The organism is Streptomyces sp. NPDC052225 (assembly GCF_040679615.1).
In the GTDB taxonomy this organism is placed as follows: domain Bacteria; phylum Actinomycetota; class Actinomycetes; order Streptomycetales; family Streptomycetaceae; genus Streptomyces.
In genome coordinates this window covers 550,736-571,414 of record NZ_JBFAVD010000001.1, presented here as the reverse complement: position 1 = coordinate 571,414, position 20,679 = coordinate 550,736, and the positions used below count along the sequence as shown (strand labels likewise).

Annotated in this window: 19 protein-coding genes and 3 tRNA genes; 11 read left to right on the top strand and 11 right to left on the bottom strand. The window is 72.0% G+C overall.

Translation table 11 applies throughout. The annotated features are described in order from the left end of the window. Positions 1–69: 69 nt before the first annotated feature. Complete coding sequence (locus AB0L37_RS02840; RefSeq protein ID WP_365499028.1) at positions 70–369, bottom strand: hypothetical protein; 300 nt, start codon at positions 367–369, stop codon at positions 70–72. On the opposite strand from AB0L37_RS02840, the gene AB0L37_RS02835 reads away from it, so the two are divergent. After that, complete coding sequence (locus tag AB0L37_RS02835; RefSeq protein ID WP_365499025.1) at positions 368–460, top strand: putative leader peptide; 93 nt, start codon at positions 368–370, stop codon at positions 458–460. The genes AB0L37_RS02840 and AB0L37_RS02835 overlap by 2 nt on opposite strands. A 174-nt stretch (positions 461–634) precedes the next feature. Continuing rightward, on the top strand, positions 635–2,050 hold the full coding sequence (locus AB0L37_RS02830) for a sulfatase-like hydrolase/transferase (protein WP_365499022.1): 1,416 nt from the start codon (positions 635–637) through the stop codon (positions 2,048–2,050). A gap of 7 nt (positions 2,051–2,057) precedes the next feature. On the opposite strand, the gene AB0L37_RS02825 is transcribed toward AB0L37_RS02830, so the two are convergent. From AB0L37_RS02825 to AB0L37_RS02815, 3 genes are all read right to left on the bottom strand, one after another. Further along, positions 2,058–2,876, bottom strand: coding sequence for an META domain-containing protein (locus AB0L37_RS02825; protein WP_365499019.1), 819 nt, complete (start codon positions 2,874–2,876; stop codon positions 2,058–2,060). A gap of 61 nt (positions 2,877–2,937) precedes the next feature. Continuing rightward, on the bottom strand, positions 2,938–3,768 hold the full coding sequence (locus AB0L37_RS02820; protein ID WP_365499016.1) for a sterol carrier family protein: 831 nt from the start codon (positions 3,766–3,768) through the stop codon (positions 2,938–2,940). Positions 3,769–3,778: 10 nt separating this feature from the next. Further along, positions 3,779–4,426 (bottom strand): TetR/AcrR family transcriptional regulator, encoded by a 648-nt coding sequence (locus AB0L37_RS02815; protein ID WP_365499013.1) that lies wholly within the window; start codon positions 4,424–4,426, stop codon positions 3,779–3,781. A gap of 115 nt (positions 4,427–4,541) precedes the next feature. Here AB0L37_RS02815 and AB0L37_RS02810 point away from each other — a divergent pair, with 115 nt between their 5' ends. Beyond that, positions 4,542–6,005, top strand: coding sequence for an MFS transporter (locus AB0L37_RS02810; protein ID WP_365499194.1), 1,464 nt, complete (start codon positions 4,542–4,544; stop codon positions 6,003–6,005). A 7-nt stretch (positions 6,006–6,012) separates the two neighbouring features. Here the strand turns inward: AB0L37_RS02810 and purL are convergent, their stop codons facing one another. From purL to purS, 3 genes are read right to left on the bottom strand one after another with little or no spacing between them, the layout of a single operon-like run. Then, positions 6,013–8,262, bottom strand: a complete 2,250-nt coding sequence (gene purL / locus AB0L37_RS02805; RefSeq protein WP_365499010.1) for a phosphoribosylformylglycinamidine synthase subunit PurL — start codon at positions 8,260–8,262, stop codon at positions 6,013–6,015. Continuing rightward, on the bottom strand, positions 8,259–8,942 hold the full coding sequence (purQ, locus tag AB0L37_RS02800) for a phosphoribosylformylglycinamidine synthase subunit PurQ (RefSeq protein WP_365499007.1): 684 nt from the start codon (positions 8,940–8,942) through the stop codon (positions 8,259–8,261). Before purQ ends, purL begins: the two co-directional genes overlap by 4 nt. Beyond that, positions 8,939–9,214 (bottom strand): phosphoribosylformylglycinamidine synthase subunit PurS, encoded by a 276-nt coding sequence (gene purS, locus AB0L37_RS02795; RefSeq protein WP_365499004.1) that lies wholly within the window; start codon positions 9,212–9,214, stop codon positions 8,939–8,941. The genes purQ and purS overlap by 4 nt, the downstream gene beginning before the upstream one ends. A gap of 304 nt (positions 9,215–9,518) precedes the next feature. On the opposite strand from purS, the gene AB0L37_RS02790 reads away from it, so the two are divergent. From AB0L37_RS02790 to AB0L37_RS02755, 8 genes are all read left to right on the top strand, one after another. Then, the gene (locus AB0L37_RS02790; RefSeq protein ID WP_365499001.1) at positions 9,519–9,839 is read left to right on the top strand and encodes an Lsr2 family protein; all 321 of its coding nucleotides are present in this window, start codon (positions 9,519–9,521) and stop codon (positions 9,837–9,839) included. A gap of 134 nt (positions 9,840–9,973) precedes the next feature. Then, positions 9,974–10,045, top strand: a tRNA-Gly gene (locus AB0L37_RS02785). Between the two features lie 79 nt (positions 10,046–10,124). Beyond that, a tRNA-Gly gene (locus AB0L37_RS02780) sits at positions 10,125–10,200 on the top strand. A gap of 138 nt (positions 10,201–10,338) precedes the next feature. Further along, positions 10,339–11,325, top strand: coding sequence for an ABC transporter ATP-binding protein (locus tag AB0L37_RS02775; RefSeq protein WP_365498998.1), 987 nt, complete (start codon positions 10,339–10,341; stop codon positions 11,323–11,325). Then, positions 11,322–12,113: an ABC transporter permease gene (locus tag AB0L37_RS02770; protein ID WP_365498995.1), complete on the top strand. Its 792-nt coding sequence runs from the start codon at positions 11,322–11,324 to the stop codon at positions 12,111–12,113. Before AB0L37_RS02775 ends, AB0L37_RS02770 begins: the two co-directional genes overlap by 4 nt. 24 nt (positions 12,114–12,137) lie before the next feature. Then, the gene (locus AB0L37_RS02765) at positions 12,138–13,397 is read left to right on the top strand and encodes a histidine kinase (RefSeq protein WP_365498992.1); all 1,260 of its coding nucleotides are present in this window, start codon (positions 12,138–12,140) and stop codon (positions 13,395–13,397) included. Beyond that, positions 13,397–14,005, top strand: coding sequence for a response regulator transcription factor (locus tag AB0L37_RS02760; RefSeq protein WP_365498989.1), 609 nt, complete (start codon positions 13,397–13,399; stop codon positions 14,003–14,005). The genes AB0L37_RS02765 and AB0L37_RS02760 overlap by 1 nt, the downstream gene beginning before the upstream one ends. Positions 14,006–14,047: 42 nt before the next feature. Continuing rightward, positions 14,048–14,123, top strand: a tRNA-Gly gene (locus AB0L37_RS02755). Positions 14,124–14,161: 38 nt separating this feature from the next. On the opposite strand, the gene AB0L37_RS02750 is transcribed toward AB0L37_RS02755, so the two are convergent. From AB0L37_RS02750 to purD, 4 genes are all read right to left on the bottom strand, one after another. Beyond that, positions 14,162–15,073 (bottom strand): phosphoribosylaminoimidazolesuccinocarboxamide synthase, encoded by a 912-nt coding sequence (locus AB0L37_RS02750; RefSeq protein WP_365498987.1) that lies wholly within the window; start codon positions 15,071–15,073, stop codon positions 14,162–14,164. A gap of 90 nt (positions 15,074–15,163) precedes the next feature. Then, positions 15,164–16,609: a N,N-dimethylformamidase beta subunit family domain-containing protein gene (locus tag AB0L37_RS02745; protein ID WP_365499192.1), complete on the bottom strand. Its 1,446-nt coding sequence runs from the start codon at positions 16,607–16,609 to the stop codon at positions 15,164–15,166. Positions 16,610–16,875: 266 nt separating this feature from the next. Continuing rightward, positions 16,876–18,753: a hypothetical protein gene (locus AB0L37_RS02740; protein WP_365499189.1), complete on the bottom strand. Its 1,878-nt coding sequence runs from the start codon at positions 18,751–18,753 to the stop codon at positions 16,876–16,878. A 307-nt stretch (positions 18,754–19,060) separates the two neighbouring features. Next, the gene (purD, locus tag AB0L37_RS02735) at positions 19,061–20,320 is read right to left on the bottom strand and encodes a phosphoribosylamine--glycine ligase (protein ID WP_365498984.1); all 1,260 of its coding nucleotides are present in this window, start codon (positions 20,318–20,320) and stop codon (positions 19,061–19,063) included. Between the last annotated feature and the right edge of the window lie 359 nt (positions 20,321–20,679).

Sequence of the window (20,679 nt, the reverse complement as noted above, 5' to 3'; positions counted from 1 at the left end):
ATTTCGGGCAGGGCGGGCCGCCCGTGGCGATGGCGCGGTCGAGGCCCGCGCCGGCGTCCGGGGTGGCGCTCACGACGCGTGCAAGGCCCCGGCTTCACCCTCGCTGACCTGGGGCAACGTGCTGTCGGCGGCGCGCCGCGGAGGGTCGGCGACGGGCTGCCCGGCATCGAGGTCCGTGTGGGGTTTCGCGGCGAACGCGGCACCTTGAGCGACGGCCGCGGCGAGTGTGACCGAACTCGCTGCCGCGCCGACGGTCCGCCTGCCGAGCGCGGACCGTTCGAAGGTGCCGGGCCCGCTCGCCCCGGTGCGTCCGGAGTGCGGGACGGGCGTTGACAACGGGGTGCCTGCGTCGGCAGGGTCCTGGGTCATGCAGCCCCGCCGTGACCGGACGGTCACTCTTGTGGAGCGCCGCCACGTCGACCTGGTCCGTGTCGCGAGCGCGATCTGTCGCTGCGCCTGAGCTGTCCGCTCGCCCGTTGAAGTCGCCCTCGCCGCACTGCCCGGCCGAGGGTGCTCGCGGGCCGATTCCCGCCCGGCCGGTTCCGTCTCTTCGCGGGCCGCGGGCCGTCCCTGGTCGCTCACGCCGTTCCCCGCGCCCCTGACGGGGCGCTTCTTCTCCTGCCTCGGAGTTCTCATGCCCCCGCATGCCTCGAAGCTGTCCCGTCGTGCCTTCGGTACGGCTGCTGTCGCCGCCGGAGCCGCCGTGGCGACGCCCGCCGTCGCCGCTCAGGCCGCGCCCCGCGAGACGCCGTTCCGTGCCGCCGCCGGCCGGCGGTCCCGGCGCCCCAACATCCTGTTCATCCTCGGTGACGACCTGGGCTGGGCCGACCTGTCCTCGTACGGGGCGCCGCACATCAGGACCCCGAACCTCGACCGGCTCGCCCGGCAGGGGGTGCGGTTCACCGACGCGTACAGCGGGTCCGCGACCTGCTCGCCGACCCGCTTCAGCCTCTACACGGGCCGCTACCCGGGCCGCACGAAGGGCGGGCTCGCGGAGCCGATCGCCGACCGGTCGGCCGGGCTCGACCCGAACCACCCCACACTCGCCTCGCTGCTGCGCGGGGCGGGCTACTCGACCGCGCTGATCGGCAAGTGGCACTGCGGCTACCTGCCGGACTACTCGCCGACCAGATCCGGCTGGGACGAGTTCTTCGGGAACTTCGGCGGGGCCCTGGAGTACTACTCGAAGCTGGGGCTCGGCGGCGAGTACGACCTGTACGAGGGCGACGTGAAGGAGGGCGACGCCACGTACAAGGACCTGCGGTACTACACGCGGATCCTCACCGAGCGGGCGAGCGAGTACGTGCGGCGGGACCACGGGGACACTCCCTGGCTGCTCAATCTCAACTTCACGACCCCGCACTGGCCGTGGATCGCCGACGGCGACGAGGAGGCGAGCGCCGAGGTCGTGCAGCGGATCAAGGCCGGGGACCAGCGGGCGCTCTTCCACACCGACGGCGGGTCCGTGGAGAAGTACGCGGAGATGGTCGAGGACCTGGACCGGTCGGTCGGGCAGGTGCTCGCCGCGCTGAAGGAGTCGGGGCAGGAGAGGGACACGCTCGTCTTCTTCGCCTCGGACAACGGCGGTGAGCGGTTCTCGTACAACTGGCCGCTGTCCGGCAACAAGTCGTCGTTGCAGGAGGGCGGCATACGGGTCCCCACCATCGTGCGCTGGCCGGCCCGGATCGACGGCGGGCAGGTCAGCGAGGAGCCGGTGTTCACTCCGGACTGGACGGCGACACTGCTGGAGATCGGCGGGGCCAGGCCCGCCGCCGCGTATCCGCTCGACGGCACGAGCCTCGCCGGGTACCTGCTGCGCGGCGAACGTCTCGCCGAGCGGGACCTGTTCTGGCGGGTGCGCGGGGAGCGGGCCGTGCGGCGCGGCGACTGGAAGTACTACCGGGGCAAGGGCGGTGCCGACCAGCTGTTCGACCTCGCGGCGGACCGGCGGGAGCAGGCCGACCGGGCCGCCGACAGACCGGAGTTGGTGGCCGAGCTGAAGGCCGCGTGGGAGGCGATCGACAAGACGCTGCTCCCGTACGGGTCCTGACGCGGCGTCACTTCCGGGCGGTGAGGCCGATGCCCGTGCCGTCCGGCGTCTTCAGGGTGAGGGAGTCGCCCTGGATGGCGTAACTCGCCTTGCCGTCGAGGACGTTGCGCATCGTCCTCTCGATGTCGGCGGCCGCTCCGAAGCAGCCCATCTTGGTGGTGACGAGCCGGCCGAAGGTGATGTGGCCGTCCTTGACGGTGGCCTTGGCGCCGCCGCTGTTGCAGCCGAGGCGGGCGCTGACCCGGCCGTCCTTGCCGAAGACGAGCCGGGCCCTGTCCTGGGCGGCCTTCGGCAGGGACTGGGCGACGCCGTCGGAGGTGAGGCCGGTGACGGTCCAGGTCGTGCCGACGAGCTCGGCGTCGCGCCGCTCGGCGAGGGTGACGGTGTCGCCGTTCGGGCGGGTGAGCAGGAGGCGGTCGTGCTTGGCTCCCTCGGCCTTGATGGTGTTCTTGTCGGCGAGGGCGCGGGCGAGGGTCTTCTCGAAGGCGCGCTGGTCCTTGTCCTCGCAGAGCATCAGCGTGGTGTCGGACTTGCCCAGGTCGACGGTGTCGGCGGTGACCTGGGCCTCGGCGTCGAAGTGGTTGCAGCCGTAGTTGCCGCGCACGCGCTCGTCCGAGACGAACTCCAGGTACGCGCCGCCCGGCGCCTTCGTCGTCGTCCCGTTCACCGTCACGCTCTCCACCGTCCAGTGGACCCCGGTGACCGGCGCTCCCCCGACCTTCACCGAGCCCGGGGCCTTCTCGTTCCCGCAGGCCGTGACGGTGACGAGGGCGGCCAGGGGCAGGGCGGCGGCGAACAGGGCGCGGGTGCTGCGTTGCGTGAACATGCCGATGGGACGGGGCGCCCCCCACGATCGGTTCCCTGCGGGCCGCGCCCCGCCGCCCGCTTCACGCCATGATCGGCAACAGGCCTTCCAGGTCGGCCCGTTCACCGCTGGCGCTGACGAGCGCGTCGTCGAGCGCCGCCTTCCATCCCGTACGCCCTGTCGCGAGACGGACCCAGGTCAGCGGGTCCGTCTCCACCACGCTCGGCGGGGTGCCGCGGGTGTGCCGGGGGCCTTCGATGCACTGGACGACGGCGAAGGGCGGGATGCGGACCTCGGTGGACGCGCCGGGCGCCTTCGCGGCGAGGGCGTCGGCGAGGAAGCGGGTCGCCGCGGCGAGCAGCCGGCGCTCGACGGGCAGGTCGAGGCCGGGCACCGCGTCGTTCAAGTCGTCGGTGTGGACCGCGAGTTCGACGGCCCGGGTGACCAGGACGTGGGTGAGGCTCATCGTCCCGACCCGGTGCGCGACGGGCCGCTCGCCGTCGATTCCGGCGGTCAGATATCTGTCGAGTCCCGCCTGGACGTTCGCGTACAGCTCGCTCAGCGGTGCGCTGTCCGACAGCTCCTGTACGGCGACGGCGACCGCCGGGGCGGCGGGCGCGACCAGGGCCGGATAGTCGAGGAGCGCCAGGTCGGTCTTGGGCGGGGCCGGCTGGGCGAGGCCGCGGGGCAGCATGCCGACGGCCATGGTGAAGTGCGCGGCGAGGTCGCGTACGGTCCAGTCGCCGAGCCGGGTCGGGGCGGCGAGCTGCCCGTCCGTGAGGCCCTCGACGGCCTCGCGGACGGCGGCGAACTGGGCCAGGACTGCGGTCCGCAGCTGCTCCGCGTCGTAGGAACGCGGGCGCTTCCTGGACGCTCTGGACGACGGTGACGTGGGTGACGTGGACGGGGCCATGGCCGCGACCCTACGCCCGTACCGCGAAGTCGTTCAGACCCTTTTCCACCAGGGCGAACGCCCGCTCGACGCGCTCCTCGGCGTCCGCGGCGACGGCGTCGGGGGTCTCACCGGCGAGGATCCGCCGGTGGTGCTCGTTCATCAGGGCGCTGACCACGCCGGTCAGCTGGGCCGCGGCGACGGCCGCGAGCAGCGGGTCGCCGGTCTCGGCGGCGAGCACCTCGGCGGCGAGCCGCTCACTGCGCACCGACCAGAGCAGGGCGCGGCGGGCCAACGCCGGTGTGCGGTTGATGAGCTGGATCAGCGCCAGTTCGTTGCCGTCGACGCTCAGGCCGACCGACGGGTCCCGCTCGGCGACCTTGCGCAGGAACATCGCGCGGGTCGCGTCGAGAGCGGAGGCGCCGGGCGCGCGCTGCTCGATGGCCCGGGCGAGGTCCTCGACGTGCTCCTCCATGGGGCCCATGAGGAGGTCTTCCTTGGTCTTGAAGTAGTTGAAGACGGTCATCTTCGAGACCTCGGCGGCCTCCGCGATCTGCGCGACGGAGACCTCGTCGTAGCCGTGCTCGAGGAACAGGTCGACGGCCGTGCGCCAGACCTTGATCGCCGTCTGCTTCTTCTTGCGCTCGCGCAGCCCGGGGGCGGCCCCTTCTCCAGCCATGACGTCACCGTACCAAGGCGAAGTTTAGGTCCGGACGATTTTTCGGCTCGGAAAAACTTTAATCCAGACCGAAAGATTGACCCGGTACATTTTCTCGGGCACAGTGCTGCGCATGATGACTCCGACGCAACGCAAGATCGGCATGTTCGTCTGCCTCTTCACGATCGTCCTGGCCGTCCTCGACCTGCAGATCGTCTCGGCGGCGACCGTGCCGATCGTCAGCGACCTCGACCCGGTGCACGGCATCGACCAGTTCCCGTGGCTGATCAGCGCGTTCGCGCTCGCCTCGGCCGCGATGCTGCCGCTGTACGGCAAGCTGTGCGACACCCTCGGCGCGAAGCGCGTCTTCCTCGGCGCGGTCGCCACGTTCCTGCTGGGCTCGGCGCTGTGCGGCCTCGCCCAGTCGATGGGCCAGCTGATCGCGGCCCGCGCCGTGCAGGGCCTGGGCGGCGGCGGACTGATGAGCATCACGATGGTGGTGATGGCCCACCTCAAGGACCCGGACGAGGAGAAGGGCGGCGGCTCGGGCGGGATCGGCGGCATCGTCGCCGGCGGCGGCATGGCGCTCGGCCCCTGGCTCGGCGGCTTCCTCACGGACCACGCGAGCTGGCGCTGGATCTTCTACGTGAACCTGCCGCTCGGCCTCGCGGTCCTCGTCGCCGGCGCGCTGGTCCTCAAGCTCCCCGACCACCCGGTGCGCCGCCCCCTGGACTGGGCGGGCGCGGGCCTGGCCGCCGCCTTCTCCACCGCGCTGCTCCTTGCGACGGACTGGGGCGGCAAGAAGTACGCCTGGTCGTCACCGCAGATCATCGGCCTGCTGTGCGCGGCGGCGCTCGGCGTCGCCCTGTTCCTGTGGCGCCAGAAGCGCGCCGCCGAACCGGTCCTGCCGCTCTCCCTCTTCCGCGTCCCCGAACTGCGCTGGGGCTTCGTGGTGCAGGGCATCACGGGCGCCGCGATGATGTGCGCGATCTACTACGTGCTGGTCTATCTCCAGGTCGCCCGTGGCCTGTCGAGCTCGGCGGCGGGCCTGTACCTGATCCCCATGGCGGTCGGCATGACGGCCGTCGGGATCGTCGTGGGCCGGCTGCGCGCCTCGGCCCGCACCTTCACGATCAGCGGCACGCTCACGATGACGGCCACGTTCGTCCTCTTCGCGACGACGATCACCCCGGACACGAACCTCTGGCTGATCCGCGCGGAACTCCTGCTCGCCGGCGTCGGCTTCGGCCAGCTCATCGGCCAGCTCATCCAGTTGGTGCAGAACGCGGCCCCGCGCCCGCTCCTCGGCGTCGCCACGACGAGCATCCGCTTCTTCCAGACCCTCGGCAACGCCCTGGGCGCGGCCCTGTTCGGCACCGTCCTCTTCCGCCTCATCGACGGCGACGTCAGTGCGATCCCGGCCCTCCACGGCGCCCGACACGCCCTCGCCGTAAGGGACTTCGTGCACGCCACGGACATCGTGTTCTGGTGCGGGGCCGCGCTGATGCTGGTCGGCGCCGCGCTGGCCACACGACTGCCGAAGCCCCCGTCCGCGGTGGAGCGGACGGAGGCTTCGTATGCGCAGCCCGTACGGGCCTGAGCGCGGGTCAGGCCAGCAGCGCCGGGATCGTGTTCTCGTGCGCCTCGCGCAGCTCGTCCAGGGAGAGGGCGAACTCGCCCTGGACGTCCACGGCGTCGCCGTCCACGACACCGATGCGGGTGACCGGGAGGCCCCGGGCGCCGCACATGTCGGTGAAGCGGAGTTCCTCGCTGCGGGGGACGGCGACGACCGCGCGGCCCGCCGACTCGGAGAAGAGGAACGTGAACGCGTCCAGGCCGTCCGGGACGACCAGGCGGGCGCCCTTGCCGCCGAGCAGCGAGGACTCGACCACGGCCTGGATCAGACCGCCGTCGGACAGGTCGTGCGCGGCGTCGATCATGCCGTCGCGGGAGGCCGCGATGAGGATCTCGCCGAGCAGGCGCTCGCGCTCCAGGTCGACCTTCGGGGGCAGCCCGCCGAGGTGGTCGTGGATCACCTGCGACCAGGCCGAACCGCCGAACTCCTCGCGGGTGTCACCGAGCAGGTAGAGGAGCTGGCCCTCTTCCTTGAAGGCTGCCGGGGTGCGCCGGGCCACGTCGTCGATGACGCCGAGGACCGCGACGACGGGCGTCGGGTGGATCGCCGCCTCGCCGGTCTGGTTGTACAGCGAGACGTTGCCGCCGGTGACCGGGGTGCCGAGCTGGAGGCAGCCGTCGGCGAGACCGCGCACGGCCTCCGAGAACTGCCACATGACGGCCGGGTCCTCGGGCGAACCGAAGTTCAGGCAGTCGGAGACCGCGAGGGGCTTGGCACCCGTCGTGGCGACATTGCGGTACGCCTCCGCGAGCGCGAGCTGCGCGCCCGTGTACGGGTCGAGCTTCGCGAAGCGGCCGTTGCCGTCCGTCGCGATGGCGACGCCGAGACCGGACTCCTCGTCGATGCGGATCATGCCCGAGTCCTCGGGCTGCGCGAGGACCGTGTTGCCCTGCACGAAGTGGTCGTACTGCGAGGTGATCCACTTCTTCGACGCCTGGTTCGGCGACGAGACGAGGGCGAGGACCTGCTGCTTCAGCTCGTCGCCCGACGAGGGCCGCGGCAGCTTGCCCGCGTCGTCGGCCTGGAGCGCGTCCTGCCACTCGGGGCGGGCCAGCGGACGCTCGTAGACCGGACCGTCGTGCGCGACCGTGCGCGGGTCGACGTCGACGATCTTCTCGCCGTGCCAGAAGATCTCCAGGCGGTCGCCGTCGGTCACCTCACCGATGACGGTGGCGATGACGTCCCACTTCTCGCAGATCTCCAGGAAACGGTCGACCTTCGAGGGCTCGACGACGGCGCACATGCGCTCCTGCGACTCGCTCATGAGGATCTCCTCGGGCGAGAGCGTGGAGTCGCGCAGCGGTACGTCGTCCAGCTCGACGCGCATACCGCCCGAGCCGTTGGACGCCAGCTCGGAGGTGGCGCAGGAGATGCCGGCGGCGCCCAGGTCCTGGATGCCGACGACGAGCTTCTCGGCGAACGCCTCCAGGGTGCACTCGATGAGGAGCTTCTCCTGGAACGGGTCGCCGACCTGGACGGCGGGACGCTTCGACGGCTTCGCGTCGTCGAAGGTCTCCGAGGCCAGGATCGAGGCGCCACCGATGCCGTCGCCGCCCGTGCGGGCGCCGTACATGATGACCTTGTTGCCCGCGCCCGACGCCTTCGCGAGGTGGATGTCCTCGTGCCGCATGACGCCGATGGCACCGGCGTTGACCAGCGGGTTGCCCTGGTAGCAGGCGTCGAAGACGACCTCGCCGCCGATGTTCGGCAGGCCCAGGCAGTTGCCGTAGCCGCCGATGCCGGCGACGACGCCGGGCAGCACGCGCTTGGTGTCGGGGTGGTCGGCGGCGCCGAAGCGCAGCGGGTCCACGACGGCGACCGGGCGCGCGCCCATCGCGATGATGTCGCGCACGATGCCGCCCACGCCCGTGGCAGCGCCCTGGTAGGGCTCCACGTAGGAGGGGTGGTTGTGCGACTCCACCTTGAAGGTGACGGCGTAGCCCTGGCCGACGTCCACGACGCCCGCGTTCTCGCCGATGCCGACGAGCATGGCGTCGGACTGAGGGGCCTTCTCGCCGAACTGGCGCAGGTGCACCTTGGACGACTTGTACGAGCAGTGCTCGGACCACATGACCGAGTACATGGCGAGCTCGGCGCCGGTGGGCCGGCGCCCGAGGATCTCGACGACCCTCTCGTACTCGTCCTTCTTCAGGCCGAGTTCGGCCCAGGGGAGCTCGACGTCGGGGGTCTTGCTCGCGTTCTCTACGGTGTCGAGGCTCATGAGGCGGCGACCAGCTTCTTGAGGATCGAGGTGAAGAAGGGGAGGCCGTCGGTGCGGCCCGTCCCGATGAGGGGCTCGACGGCGTGCTCCGGGTGCGGCATCAGACCGACGACGTTGCCCGCCTCGTTCGTGATGCCGGCGATGTCACGGAGCGAGCCGTTCGGGTTGAAGTCGACGTAGCGGAACGCGACCCGGCCCTCGGCCTCCAGCTTGTCGAGCGTGTACGAGTCGGCGACGTAGCGCCCGTCCATGTTCTTCAGCGGGATGTGGATCTCCTGGCCCGCCTCGTAGTCGGACGTCCAGGCGGTGTCCGCGTTCTCCACCCGCAGCTTCTGGTCGCGGCAGATGAAGTGCAGGTGGTCGTTGCCGAGCATGCCGCCGGGGAGCAGATGGGCCTCGGTGAGGACCTGGAACCCGTTGCAGATGCCGAGGACGGGCAGGCCCGCCCTCGCCTGGTCGATGAGCGTCTCCATGACCGGCGAGAAGCGCGAAATGGCGCCCGCGCGAAGGTAATCGCCGTAGGAGAAACCGCCCGGCAGGACGACCGCGTCGACCTGCTTCAGATCCTTGTCCTTGTGCCAGAGAGCGACGGGCTCCGCACCGGCGAGGCGGATCGCGCGCTGGGTGTCACGGTCGTCGAGGGAACCGGGAAAGGTGACGACGCCAATACGAGCGGTCACTTTTCGGCTCCGACCGCGGACTCCGCGGCTTCTTCGATCTTCACGGTGAAGTTCTCGATCACGGTGTTGGCGAGGAAGCTTTCCGCGAGCTCGTGGATACGCGCGAGGGCGGCGTCATCCACGGGGCCGTCCACTTCGAGCTCGAAACGCTTTCCCTGACGTACGTCGGAGATGCCGTCGAAACCGAGGCGCGGCAGCGCACGCTGCACCGCCTGGCCCTGGGGGTCGAGGATCTCCGGCTTGAGCATGACGTCGACTACGACGCGTGCCACTGGCACTCCCGGTGTGTGGTGCTGAGCAGGTCCGTTCAGCGTACCTGCCCAAATCTTCTACTCGCGTAGACAGTAGGAAGCTACGAGAGCCGGATCACGTTACGGCAACGACATCGGATCCGCACGGAAAATTAAGGGAAAGACCCGGGATAACCAGGACGGCAGACACGCGGAGGTTTTTAACTGGTCTTCCCAGCGCAATGCCGGACAGGGTAAAAAGGAATTACCAACCGCAGGACAACTGCTGGACTGTCGACATCTCCGCACGTCAAAGCGGGGATGCCGGACGAAGGGACCGATATTCGTGGCGCAGCGTGTCGTGGTCACTCTCTTTGACGACATCGACGGCGGAGAAGCGGCGGAAACGGTCGTCTTCGGTCTCGACGGCAGGTCGTACGAGATCGACCTCAATCAAGCCAATGCCAAAAAGCTCCGCAAGACCCTGGCCCCGTACCTGGAGGCAGGACGGAAGCGGTCCAGCAGGACCGGCAAGGTCTTCAAGCACACGGACGTGAGCCCCGACCCGGCCGCCGTGCGCGCCTGGGCCCGCTCGCACCACTTCGACGTACCGCCGCGCGGCCGGATCCCGAAGCGGGTCTACGAGGCGTTCGCCGAGGCCAACTGACCGCCGGCCGCCCGACGGCGCCGGCCGTCAGGAGCCCCTCGGCACAACCGACTTGCGTTGCACCCCCGCCGGTCGGCTAAAGTCTGGAGCACGCCGAGGGGCAAGGCCGCAGGGCCGGACCTCACGGAGTACATGCGGGTGTAGTTCAGTAGCAGAACATCCCCCTTCCAGGGGGAAGGCGCAGTGTGCAATTCCTGTCACCCGCTCTGCATCGCGTACCGGTCACCCTGATGGGTGCGGTAGGCTGGTGCTCGCGCCGTCCAGTGAGAGCTGGCCGGAGGCAGTGCGAACGTAGCTCAGTTGGTAGAGCGCAACCTTGCCAAGGTTGAGGTCGCGAGTTCGAACCTCGTCGTTCGCTCCAGTTCGGGAAGCCCCGGATCCACCAGGATCCGGGGCTTTTCGCATGCCTCGACGCGTACGGCGGGCTTCTGACATTTGTCATGCGGGCCGGTGACAGCGCGCACTGCCGGGCCTCCCCGGCGCACGGAACGCTGAAGACATGACCAGCAACGAGCGCGTGATCGATGTCACCGATCTGCGCCGGGTGTACGGGGACGGCACACGGGGATCGTTCGATGCGGTGCGCGGAGTGACCTTCTCCGTGGGCCGCGGCGAACTCTTCGCCCTCCTCGGCACGAACGGCGCGGGAAAGACCTCCACCGTCGAACTCATCGAAGGGCTCGCGGCACCGGCCGGCGGACAGGTGCGGGTGCTCGGGCACGACCCGCTCACCGAACGGGACCAGGTGCGGCCGCGGATCGGCGTGATGCTCCAGGACGGCGGATTCCCCGGCGAACTGACCGTCGCCGAGACCGTACGGATGTGGGCCGGGTGCACCAGCGGTGCGCGGCCTGTCGGTGAGGCGTTGGAGGCCGTGGGGCTCAGCCGGCGCGGGAAGGTGCGGGTCAAGCAGCTGTCCGGCGGCGAGAAGCGGCGGCTCGATCTCGCGCTCGCGCTGCTCGGGCGGCCCGAGGTGCTCTTCCTCGACGAGCCGACCACCGGGCTCGACGCCGAAGGGCGGCGCGACACCTGGGAGTTGGTGCGCCGGCTGCGCGCCGAGGGCACCACCGTGCTGCTGACCACGCACTACCTCGAAGAGGCCGAGGAGCTCGCCGACCGGCTCGCGATCCTGCACGAGGGGCGCATCGCCGCCGAGGGACGCGTCGACGAGGTCGTCGCCGCCCAGCCCTCGCACATCTCCTTCGAACTGCCCGAGGGGTACTTCGTCGGCGATCTGCCGCCGCTCGACGCGCTCGGCGTCACCGCGCACGAGGTCGAGGGGCGCCTGGTGCGGCTGCGGACCGACGCGCTCCAGCGGGCCGCGACCGGGGTGCTCGTCTGGGCGCGGGACACGGGCGTCGAACTGCGGCGGCTCGACGTGCGGGGCGCGTCGCTGGAGGAGGCGTTCCTGCGGATCGCGCAGGACGCGAAGGGGACGGGCGCCGAGCCCGGCGCACGTACGGGGACGAAGGAGATGGCGGCATGAGCGCAAGTGCGGCGACGGTGACCGTCACCCGGCCCTCCGGGCGGCTGCGGGCGCTCGCGCGGGCCGAGTTGACGCTGCTCGGGCGGAGCAAGGGCGTGCTGTTCAGCGCCCTGTTCGTGCCGCTGGTGATGCCGTTCAGCCTGAGCGCGTCGCTCGACGAGGAGCGGCTGAAGGGGACCGGGCTCGACGTGGGCACCGTCGTGCTCTCCTCGGCGATGGGGTTCTCGCTGCTCTTCGCCGTGTACGGGGCGCTGGTCAGCGTGTACGCGGCGCGGCGCGAGGAGCTCGTACTGAAGCGGCTGCGGACCGGGGAGCTGCGGGACGCGGAGATCCTCGCGGGGGCGGCGCTGCCGTCCGTCGCCATCGGGCTGTTGCAGTGCGTCGCGCTGGCGGCGGCGTGCGCGGCGGTGCTCGACGCCGGGGCGCCCGAGGCCCCTCACCTCGCCGTGCTGGGGCTGGTGCTGGGTGTGCCGCTGTGTGTGGCGCTCGCGGCGCTGACGACCGTGTTCAGTCGCAGTGTGGAGAGCGCGCAGGTCGCGTCGATGCCGATGCTGCTCGTCACGATGTTCGGCTCCGGGGCCTTCGTGCCGCTGGAGGTCATGCCCGACAGGCTCGCGTCGGTGTGCGAGCTGCTGCCGCTGACGGCGGCGCTCACGCTGATCCGGGGCGGCTGGAGCGGGGAGATGAGCGGCGGTGAGGCGCTCGGCGCCGTGGTCACGGCGGTGGCCTGGCTCGTCGTGGCGGTGTTTGCTGTACGTCGGTGGTTCCGCTGGGAGCCGCGGCGTTGAGAGCCTGTCTCGGAAGGGGCTGACGTGCGGATTCGCTGGCGCGACCGGAGCAAGGTCGAGCGGGTCGAGTGGCAGAGCCGGTTCATGCTGCGGTCGGTCACCTGGCTGTACTTCGCGGCCTGGTCGGGTCCGACGCTCGCCGGGACGCTGCGCCACGACGGGGCCTCGCTGGGGCTCGGTATCGCCCTCGCGGTGGTGAACGTGGTGCAGTGCGCCGTCGCGCACGTCCACACCTCGGATGCGCTCGACCAGTACCTGGGACGCGGCACGGTGCCGCGCGCCCTGACCCGCACGGCGGCCGGGCTCACCGCCGTGGCCATCGGCCTGATCGCCGCGCTCATGGCGACCGACAGCGTCGAGGACGGCCTGATCGTGCTGCCGCTGCTGTTCGCGCCGATGCCGTTCGGCTGCGCCTACGTCCTGACCGTGCCGACCCGCGCCTTCCTCAAGCGCAGCGCCGCGGCCGTGGCGGCGGCGCTCGCCCTGTTCGCCGCCGTCGGCGCGGAATCGGGCCAACTCGTGGCCACCGCCGTGGTGTTGGCGCTCACGGTCCCGCTGGAGCTGCTGACCGCGCGGTGCAGCGCCTGGAACCTCTCCGTCATGTGGGAGTCCGAGCGCGCCCGCGAGGTCGAGGCCCGGCTCGCCGTCGCCGAGGAGCGGCTGCGGTTCGGCCGCGACCTGCACGACGTGATGGGCCGCAACCTGGCCGTCGTCGCCCTCAAGAGCGAGTTGGCCGTGCAGCTCGCGCGGCGCGGGCGGACCGAGGACGCCGTGGCGCAGATGGTCGAGGTGCAGCGCATCGCGCAGGAGTCGCAGAAGGAGGTGCGTGCCGTCGTACGGGGCTACCGCGAGGCCGATCTCGGGGCCGAACTCGCCGGTGCGCAGGGCGTGTTGAGCGCGGCCGGGATCGAGTGCGCGGTGACGGGTTCGGCGGCCGGGCTGCCGGGCGAGGTGCAGTCGGCGCTCGGCTGGGTGGTGCGCGAGGCCACGACGAACGTGCTGCGGCACGGGGACGCCACGTCCTGCCGGGTGGAGCTGGCCTGCGGCGCGGACGGCGTCACCCTGACCGTGGAGAACGACGGCGCCGGGGCGGCGGCCGGGAGCGGCGCCCAGGGCACAGGGCTCGCGGGGCTGCGGGAACGACTGACCGCGGTGGGCGGGACCTTGGAGGCGGGAGTGACGGGTGAGGACGTGTTCCGGGTGGCGGCCGCCGTGCCGGTGACGGCCATGACGGCCGCGACGGGCATGGCGCCCTTGGCGGGCGCGGGACAGGGGAGCGACTGATGGGGCTGCGGATTCTGCTCGCCGACGACGAGCATCTGATCCGGGGCGCGCTGGCCGCGCTGCTCGGCCTGGAGGACGACCTGGTCGTGGTCGCCGAGGCCGCGAGCGGGCCCGAGGCGCTGGCCATGGCGCGGGCGCACCGGCCGGACGTCGCCGTGCTCGATCTGCAGATGCCGGGCGCCGACGGTGTGAGTGTGGCCACAGCACTGCGCGACGAGCTCCCCGGCTGCCGGACCATGATCGTGACCAGCCACGGGCGTCCCGGCCATCTGAAGCGGGCGCTCGCCGCCGGGGTGCGCGGCTTCGTGCCGAAGACGGTGAGCGCGCAGCGGCTCGCCGAGATCATCCGGACCGTGCACGCCGGAAACCGTTATGTGGACCCGGAGTTGGCGGCCGACGCGATCTCCGCCGGGGACTCGCCGCTGACCGCGCGCGAGGCCGAGGTCCTGGAGTTCGCCGCCGACGGGGCGCCCGTCGCCGAGATCGCCGAGCGTGCGGCGCTGTCGCAGGGGACCGTACGGAACTATCTCTCGTCGGCCGTCTCGAAGCTCGGGGCCGAGAACCGGCACACGGCGGTGCGTCTCGCGCGGGAGCGAGGTTGGGTATAGTTGGCGTCGCGCTTCGGGCCGAAAGGCCGGGAGAGCAAGCCTGCGAACGTAGCTCAGTTGGTAGAGCGCAACCTTGCCAAGGTTGAGGTCGCGAGTTCGAACCTCGTCGTTCGCTCCACGAAGAAGGCCCCCGGTCCACGGACCGGGGGCCTTCTCTCATTCCCAGCTCTGGCCGGTCAGGAGCTCGTACGCCTCGATGTACTTGCCGCGCGTCGCCTCGACCACGTCGTCCGGCAGGGCCGGCGGCGGCTGCTCGCTCGTGCGGTCCCAGCCGGAGGAACCCGTCAGCCAGTCCCGGACGAACTGCTTGTCGTAGCTGGGCTGGGCGCGGCCCGGCTGCCACTGGTCGGCCGGCCAGAAGCGGGAGGAGTCCGGGGTGAGCACCTCGTCGGCGAGGACCAGGACGGGCTCGCCCTCCGCGGACTTGTCGAAACCGAACTCGAACTTGGTGTCCGCCAGGATGATGCCGCGCTCGCGCGCGATGTCCCGGGCGCGGCTGTAGACGGCGAGCGTCGACTGGCGCAGCTGGGCGGCGGTGTCCGCGCCGACCTGGCGGGCCACCTCCTCGTAGCTCACGTTCTCGTCGTGCTCGCCGACCTCCGCCTTCGTCGCGGGCGTGAAGATCGGGGCGGGCAGCTCGGAGCCGTCCTCCAGGCCCTCGGGGAGGGCGAGGCCGCAGACCGTGCGCGACGCGTTGTACTCGACGAGGCCCGAGCCGGTCAGGTAGCCGCGGGCCACCGCCTCGACCGGGACCATGTCGAGCGACTTGCAGACCGTGGTGCGGCCCGCCCAGTCGGCGGGGGCGCCGGCCGGCAGGTCCGTGGAGATCACATGGTTCGGGATCAGGTCCTGGAGCTGGTCGAACCACCACAGGGAGAGCTGGGTGAGGACCCTGCCCTTGTCGGGGATGGGCGTGGGCAGCACCCAGTCGTACGCCGACATGCGGTCACTGGCGACCATGATCAGGTCGCCCGCCTCGTTCTGGTACAGGTCCCGCACCTTGCCGGTGTGGAGATGGACCAGGCCCGGAACCTGAACTGGCTCGGGCTTTTCGACAAATCCGGACACGGTGCCTCCCCGTGGTTCTGTACGAGTACCTCTGATTCTCCCGTACGGAGGGACGGGTTTTGGCCAGGGGTCCGCTCGGCCGCTGTGGGGTCAGTCTCGTTTGCAGATGCGGTCGAGGAGATTGGCCGTCGCCCGCTGGATACGGGGGTCCACGTGCCCGGGGCGATCGAGGGCCGGGGACCACGCGAACGTCCCGGACGCGAAGACCAGCGCGCCGGACGGCGCCCGGTACAACGATGTCTCCTGGTGGCGGCGGGCCTGATCGCCGTCCCGGTACGGGGAGTGGGCGAGCAGGATGCGGTCCCGGTGGTCGGGCAGGGCCGTGCGCGGGAAGTAGCGGTCGGCCTCGCCGGCGACCAGTCCGTCGATCTCGTCCCCGTCGTGCGCGCCGGTCGCCTCCCACAGCCAGTGGTCCGCGTTGCGCACGATGAGGGGGTGGGGCTCGGGGACGCGGCCCGCGTACTGGATGCCCAGGAGCTGCTGCTCCGGCTTGTCGATCTCCCGCCACAGGGCCGGCTTCCCGGGGCCTCTGCGCTTGCGGCAGGTCAGCAGGCGGTCCGGGACGCCGGACGGGGACGGGCCCAACTCCACCTGCCAGTACATGGTGTTGGCGGAGAGGAAGACGAGCGAGGTGCCGGACTCGCGGGCCAGCTCCGTCGTCCGGCGCATGTTCGCCGACCAGTACTCGTCGTGGCCGGGGAAGACCAGGCCGCGATAACGGGTCGGGTCGACGCGGCCCGCGTGCAGATCGCGGGTGTCGGCGTACGCCAGGTCGTAGCCGTAGCGCTCCGCCCAGCGGATGAAGTCGTAGGCGTGGCCGACGTGCAGGGGCAGGCCCGCGCCCGCGTACGGGCGGTCGAAGGAGACCGTCGTCGCGGCCTCGCTCTCGCCCAGGAGGCGGCCCTCCTCGTCCCACGCGTGGTAGAGGCTGGCGCCGGTGCGGCCGTCCTCCGGGTAGAGGTTGTACGCCTGCCAGGTGATGTCCGGGAGCAGCAGGAGCAGGTCGGCGGGCTGGGAGTCGCGGACCGTGAAGGGGACGTGCGAGCGGTAGCCGTCGACCGTGGTGAGAACCGCGACATACGCCCCCACGCTCCAGAACGACGGGATCTGGAGCCGCCAGGACAGCCACCAGTGGTGGCAGGAGACCGTGCGGTCGGCGGTGAGCGGGGGCGGCTGCACGATGCCGGACAGGCGCGGGCTCGTCGTGATCTTGCTGGCGCCGTCGCCCCCGTAGTGACCGATGCGGTAGACGTCCACGGTGAACTGCTGGGGCGGGTCGACCGTGATGTGGAAGTCGATGGACTCGCCGGGCGCGGCCGCGCCGGTGGACGTGAAGCCCTTGATCTGGCGGTGCACGTCGTCCGCGGTGCGCGGGCCGCTGGTGCGGGGCGCCGGGATCGATCCGGTGGCGCCGGGCTGCGCAACGTGGTCCACGTACCAGGGGACGACCTGGCCCGTGTCGTCGAAATAGTGCTCGCTGCCGCGCAGCCAGGGCAGCGGGCCCTGTCCGAACGGGTCGTCGACCGCGTGCGCCATCGCTCCGGACTCCCAGCGGCGGGTGCGGGCACGGGGCGGTCCGGCGTCCCGCCGTGCCGCGTCCTCCGGGTGCCCCGCCCTGTCCGGCCCCATGACTGCTCCCCTCCCTCGCTCCCCCGAGCCCTCGCTCACGGATGATGTGTCCGCGACCGGTCCCAGCACATCACATTACGCACGCACTCCGTCACCGTTCGTCGCGAATTGACGTGAACGGAACGCGGCCCTCCGGGTGTTGGGGATCTTCGGCGCGCTGCCGGGTCCCCGGATCACACCAGCCGTACGGGCTTCTCGGGCCGGATGCCGAGGCGGGCGAGCCAGCCCTTGAGGGGCTCGGGGTCGCCGTCCTCGACGAGGCTCAGCACCCGCGGGCCCAGGTCGGCGGCGCGCTCGCCGCCGATGAGCAGCGCGGGCCCGTCCAGCCAGTCGAGGCCCGGGGCGGCGCCTGCCGTGTCCACCGCGGCGCAGCACACCATCGCCGTGACGTGGTCGGCCAGCAACTCCCGCCCGCTGCGCGGCGGTTGCAGCGGGAACAGCGGCAGGGCGCCCTCGTCCCACAGTGCGCCGTCCGGGCCCTGGCCGACCGCCACCGGGGCCGGGGCGGGCCGTGCGCTCTCCTCGCGGGCCAGCTCGGCGCTGAGCCCGGCGGAGAGGGTGTCGACCTCGGGGCGGGGGGCGGGGGCTTCCAGGTCCAGGTCGAGGGCGCTCTCGTCGTCGCTGCCGAGGTCGTCGCTGTCGAGGTCGCTGTTGTCGAGGTCGTCGCTGTCGAGGTCACCGCTGCCGAGGTCGGTGTTGTCGTCGACTGAGGCGTCGGGGGCGGCTGCGGCTTCCGGCGCCGGGCGGACGGCGGCGGGGGCGGGGGTGGACCCGGCGGTGGGCTCTTCCGGCCAGGACGTCGTGAGGTGGTCGAGGACGCGGGCCAGGGTCGGGCCCTCGGGGGCCGCTGCCGTCTTGCGGGAGCTGTGGACGCCCAGGGTGTCCAGGACCCGGTGCAGCCGCGCCGCGTCCGCGCGCCAGGTGCGGTCCACGACCTCGTCCGGGTACTCCTGCCAGTCGACGGGCGCCCAGTCGGGGCCGGTCTCGGCGGGGCCGCCGTGGAACAGGCGGGCGGCGAGCAGGGAGGTCGCCTCGTCGATGGTGCCGGGCTCCTCGAGGAGATCGCAGGCGGGGCGCTCACCGAGGCGGGACGCGAACACGTCGTTCTGCGCGGCGAGCCGGTCGCGGCGGGACAGCTCGGTCAGCGCCGCGACCACGCCCGCGTCCAGGCGGGACGGCCAGCGGCCCATCCGCCAGGCCGGCAGCGCGACCCGGGTGAGCAGCCGGTCCCAGCCCGCGTACGCGAGCCCGACCTGCTCCTGCGCGACGATCCTCAGGCCGTAGTCCACAGCCTGTGCGCGCTCCGCGGCGGCAGCGGCGACCCCGCGCTCCATCTCGGCGGCGTGCACCCGGCAGCCGCTCAGCATCAGTCGGGCGACCCAGCCGATGCCACCGAGCACCGTGCGGGTCAGGGGCCCGCGGCCGGGTGCGGCGGCGACCGCCACCGCGGCGTCGAGCCCGCGCACGAAGCGGCGGGCCGCGGCTATGTCGGGGTGCGCCGACGGTCCCGTACCGGCGACGACCGGGGCGAGGACGGCGCGCAGCTCGCCCACGCGCATCCACCACAGGAACGGGGAGCCGATGACCAGGACCGGCGCGACAGGAGCCGCGGGGTCCCCGGAGCCCTTCGTCTCGCGCGGCGGGCCGTGGGCCGGGTGGGTCCGGTCCTCCAGCCAGCTGTCGCAGTCCGGGGTGAGCGCTATCGCCGAGGGCGCCGGCACGTCGAGCCGGTCGGCCAGGTCGCGGACCAGGCGGTACAGGTCCGGTGCCGTGCTCTCGGCGATCGGGACGGTGGGGCTGACGGCGGGCCTGGCCCGCGCCACGACCAGGGCGACGGCCGCCCCGGCGAGCAGCACGAGCACCGCGAGCACGGTCACGACACCGCGCGCGACGTCCCAGCCGCCGCCCGTCAGATGCCCGGTGGCTCCGCCCGCCAGCAGGATCACGGACGCGGCCGCGGGCAGCAGAGCGAGAGCCGTCGCCCTGCCGCGGATCCGCAGCACGGCGAGGGCTCGGGAGCGCGCTGCCTGCGCACCCACCTCCGCACCCATACCGGACACGACCGATGTCACCCCCTGCTGCCTGTGCCTGCTGCCCGGCCGGGGACCGGGGTCCACGGCGGGGCACTGGTGGCGTTGCTCACTCCCCCACTGTGGCACCCGCCACTGACATCGCAATGCCGGTGGTCCGTCCGGTGCCTAACCCCGTGCGCCGCACCATAGTTGGGCTCCGGGGCGTCGTCAGCCGGATGGGTCAGCGGTCACTCGATGGAATGGCTTTGGGCAAAGGTGGCTGACATGACGGTGCCGGGCGGGAGAGGGTGACTTCCGCCCGGCACTTGATCACGGTTACTCGGGGTTACCGGCCGGAGGCCGCCTTCGCGGCGATGTCCGTGCGGTGCTGCGAGCCGTCGAGACCGATGCGGGCGACCGCCGTGTACGCGCGCTCGCGGGCCTGCGTGAGATCGGTGCCGGTCGCCGTGACCGACAGGACGCGGCCGCCCGCGCTGAGCACCGGGCCGTCCGCGCCGTCCCGCTTCGTCCCCGCGTGCAGGACGTACGCGTGCGGGGCATCCTGCGCGGCCACCTCGTCGAGCCCGGTGATCGGGTCGCCGGTGCGCGGGGTGTCCGGGTAGTTGTGCGAGGCGATGACGACGGTGACGGCCGCGTCGTCGCTCCAGCGCAGGGGTTCGAGGTCGGCGAGCGTGCCGTTCGCCGCCGCGAGCAGGATCCCGGCGAGCGGGGTCCGCAGGCGGGCGAGGACGACCTGGGTCTCGGGGTCGCCGAAGCGGGCGTTGAACTCGATGACGCGTACGCCGCGGCCGGTGATGGCCAGACCGGCGTACAGCAGCCCGGAGAACGTCGTGCCGCGCTTGCGCATCTCGTCGACCGTCGGCTGCAGGACGGTGTCGAGGACCTCCTGGACCAGCTTCGGGTCCGCCCACGGAAGGGGCGAATAGGCGCCCATGCCGCCGGTGTTGGGGCCCTCGTCGTTGTCGAGCGCGCGCTTGAAGTCCTGGGCGGGCTGGAGCGGGACGACCGTCTCGCCGTCGGTGATCGCGAAGAGCGAGACCTCCGGGCCGTCGAGGAACTCCTCGATGACGACGCGGTCGCAGGCGTTGGCGTGGGCGCGGGCCGCATCGAGGTCGTCGGTCACGACGACGCCCTTGCCGGCGGCGAGACCGTCGTCCTTCACGACGTACGGGGCTCCGAACGCGTCCAGCGCCTCGTCGACCTCCGCGGGCGTCGTGCACACGTAGGACCGGGCGGTGGGGACGCCGGCGCCGGCCATGACGTCCTTGGCGAACGCCTTGGAGCCCTCCAGCTGCGCGGCCTCGCCGGACGGGCCGAAGACGGGGATGCCCGCGGCGCGGACCGCGTCGGCGACGCCGGCGACCAGGGGCGCCTCGGGGCCGACCACGACGAGGTCGGCGGCCAGCTCCTGGGCGAGTGCGGTGACCGCAGCGCCGTCGAGGGCGTCGACCTGGTGCAGCTCGGCGACCTCGGCGATGCCTGCGTTGCCTGGGGCGCAGTGCAGGGCGGTGACGTCGGGGTCGAGGGACATTGAGCGGCACAGGGCGTGTTCGCGGGCGCCGCTGCCGATGACGAGGACCTTCACGCGGTCAGCCTATCCGGCGGGGTGGGGTGCTCTTGTACGGGCTTCCCAATGGGGGGCTGGGCGGGGTTTGTGGGTTTCTCCAGGGTGGGGGGTGTTGGGTGGGGCGGGGTGGTTGTGGCTGGGCGGGGGTTCGGTCGTCTCGTACGTGCCGCGTTCGTCGTGGTTGCTCGCGCAGTTCCCCGCGCCCCTGACGGGGACCGGTCGCCTCGAACGTGCCGCGTTCGTCGTGGCTGGGCGCGCCGTTCCCCGCGCCCCTGACGGGGACCGGTCGTCTCGAACGTGCCGCGCCGTCGTGGCTGGGCGCGCCGTTGCCCGCGCCCCTGACGGGGACCGGTCGCCTCTTACGTGGCGCGTTCGTC

Bases quoted from the DNA above. Each gene is read 5' to 3' on its own strand.
- AB0L37_RS02835 (WP_365499025.1), top strand. From the start codon at position 368: ATGCAGCCCCGCCGTGACCGGACGGTCACTCTTGTGGAGCGCCGCCAC.
- AB0L37_RS02840 (WP_365499028.1), bottom strand. From the start codon at position 369: ATGACCCAGGACCCTGCCGACGCAGGCACCCCGTTGTCAACGCCCGTC.
- AB0L37_RS02830 (WP_365499022.1), top strand. From the start codon at position 635: ATGCCCCCGCATGCCTCGAAGCTGTCCCGTCGTGCCTTCGGTACGGCT.
- AB0L37_RS02825 (WP_365499019.1), bottom strand. From the start codon at position 2,876: ATGTTCACGCAACGCAGCACCCGCGCCCTGTTCGCCGCCGCCCTGCCC.
- AB0L37_RS02820 (WP_365499016.1), bottom strand. From the start codon at position 3,768: ATGGCCCCGTCCACGTCACCCACGTCACCGTCGTCCAGAGCGTCCAGG.
- AB0L37_RS02815 (WP_365499013.1), bottom strand. From the start codon at position 4,426: ATGGCTGGAGAAGGGGCCGCCCCCGGGCTGCGCGAGCGCAAGAAGAAG.
- AB0L37_RS02810 (WP_365499194.1), top strand. From the start codon at position 4,542: ATGACTCCGACGCAACGCAAGATCGGCATGTTCGTCTGCCTCTTCACG.
- purL (WP_365499010.1), bottom strand. From the start codon at position 8,262: ATGAGCCTCGACACCGTAGAGAACGCGAGCAAGACCCCCGACGTCGAG.
- AB0L37_RS02775 (WP_365498998.1), top strand. From the start codon at position 10,339: ATGACCAGCAACGAGCGCGTGATCGATGTCACCGATCTGCGCCGGGTG.
- AB0L37_RS02770 (WP_365498995.1), top strand. From the start codon at position 11,322: ATGAGCGCAAGTGCGGCGACGGTGACCGTCACCCGGCCCTCCGGGCGG.
- AB0L37_RS02760 (WP_365498989.1), top strand. From the start codon at position 13,397: ATGGGGCTGCGGATTCTGCTCGCCGACGACGAGCATCTGATCCGGGGC.
- AB0L37_RS02745 (WP_365499192.1), bottom strand. From the start codon at position 16,609: ATGGCGCACGCGGTCGACGACCCGTTCGGACAGGGCCCGCTGCCCTGG.
- AB0L37_RS02740 (WP_365499189.1), bottom strand. From the start codon at position 18,753: ATGGGTGCGGAGGTGGGTGCGCAGGCAGCGCGCTCCCGAGCCCTCGCC.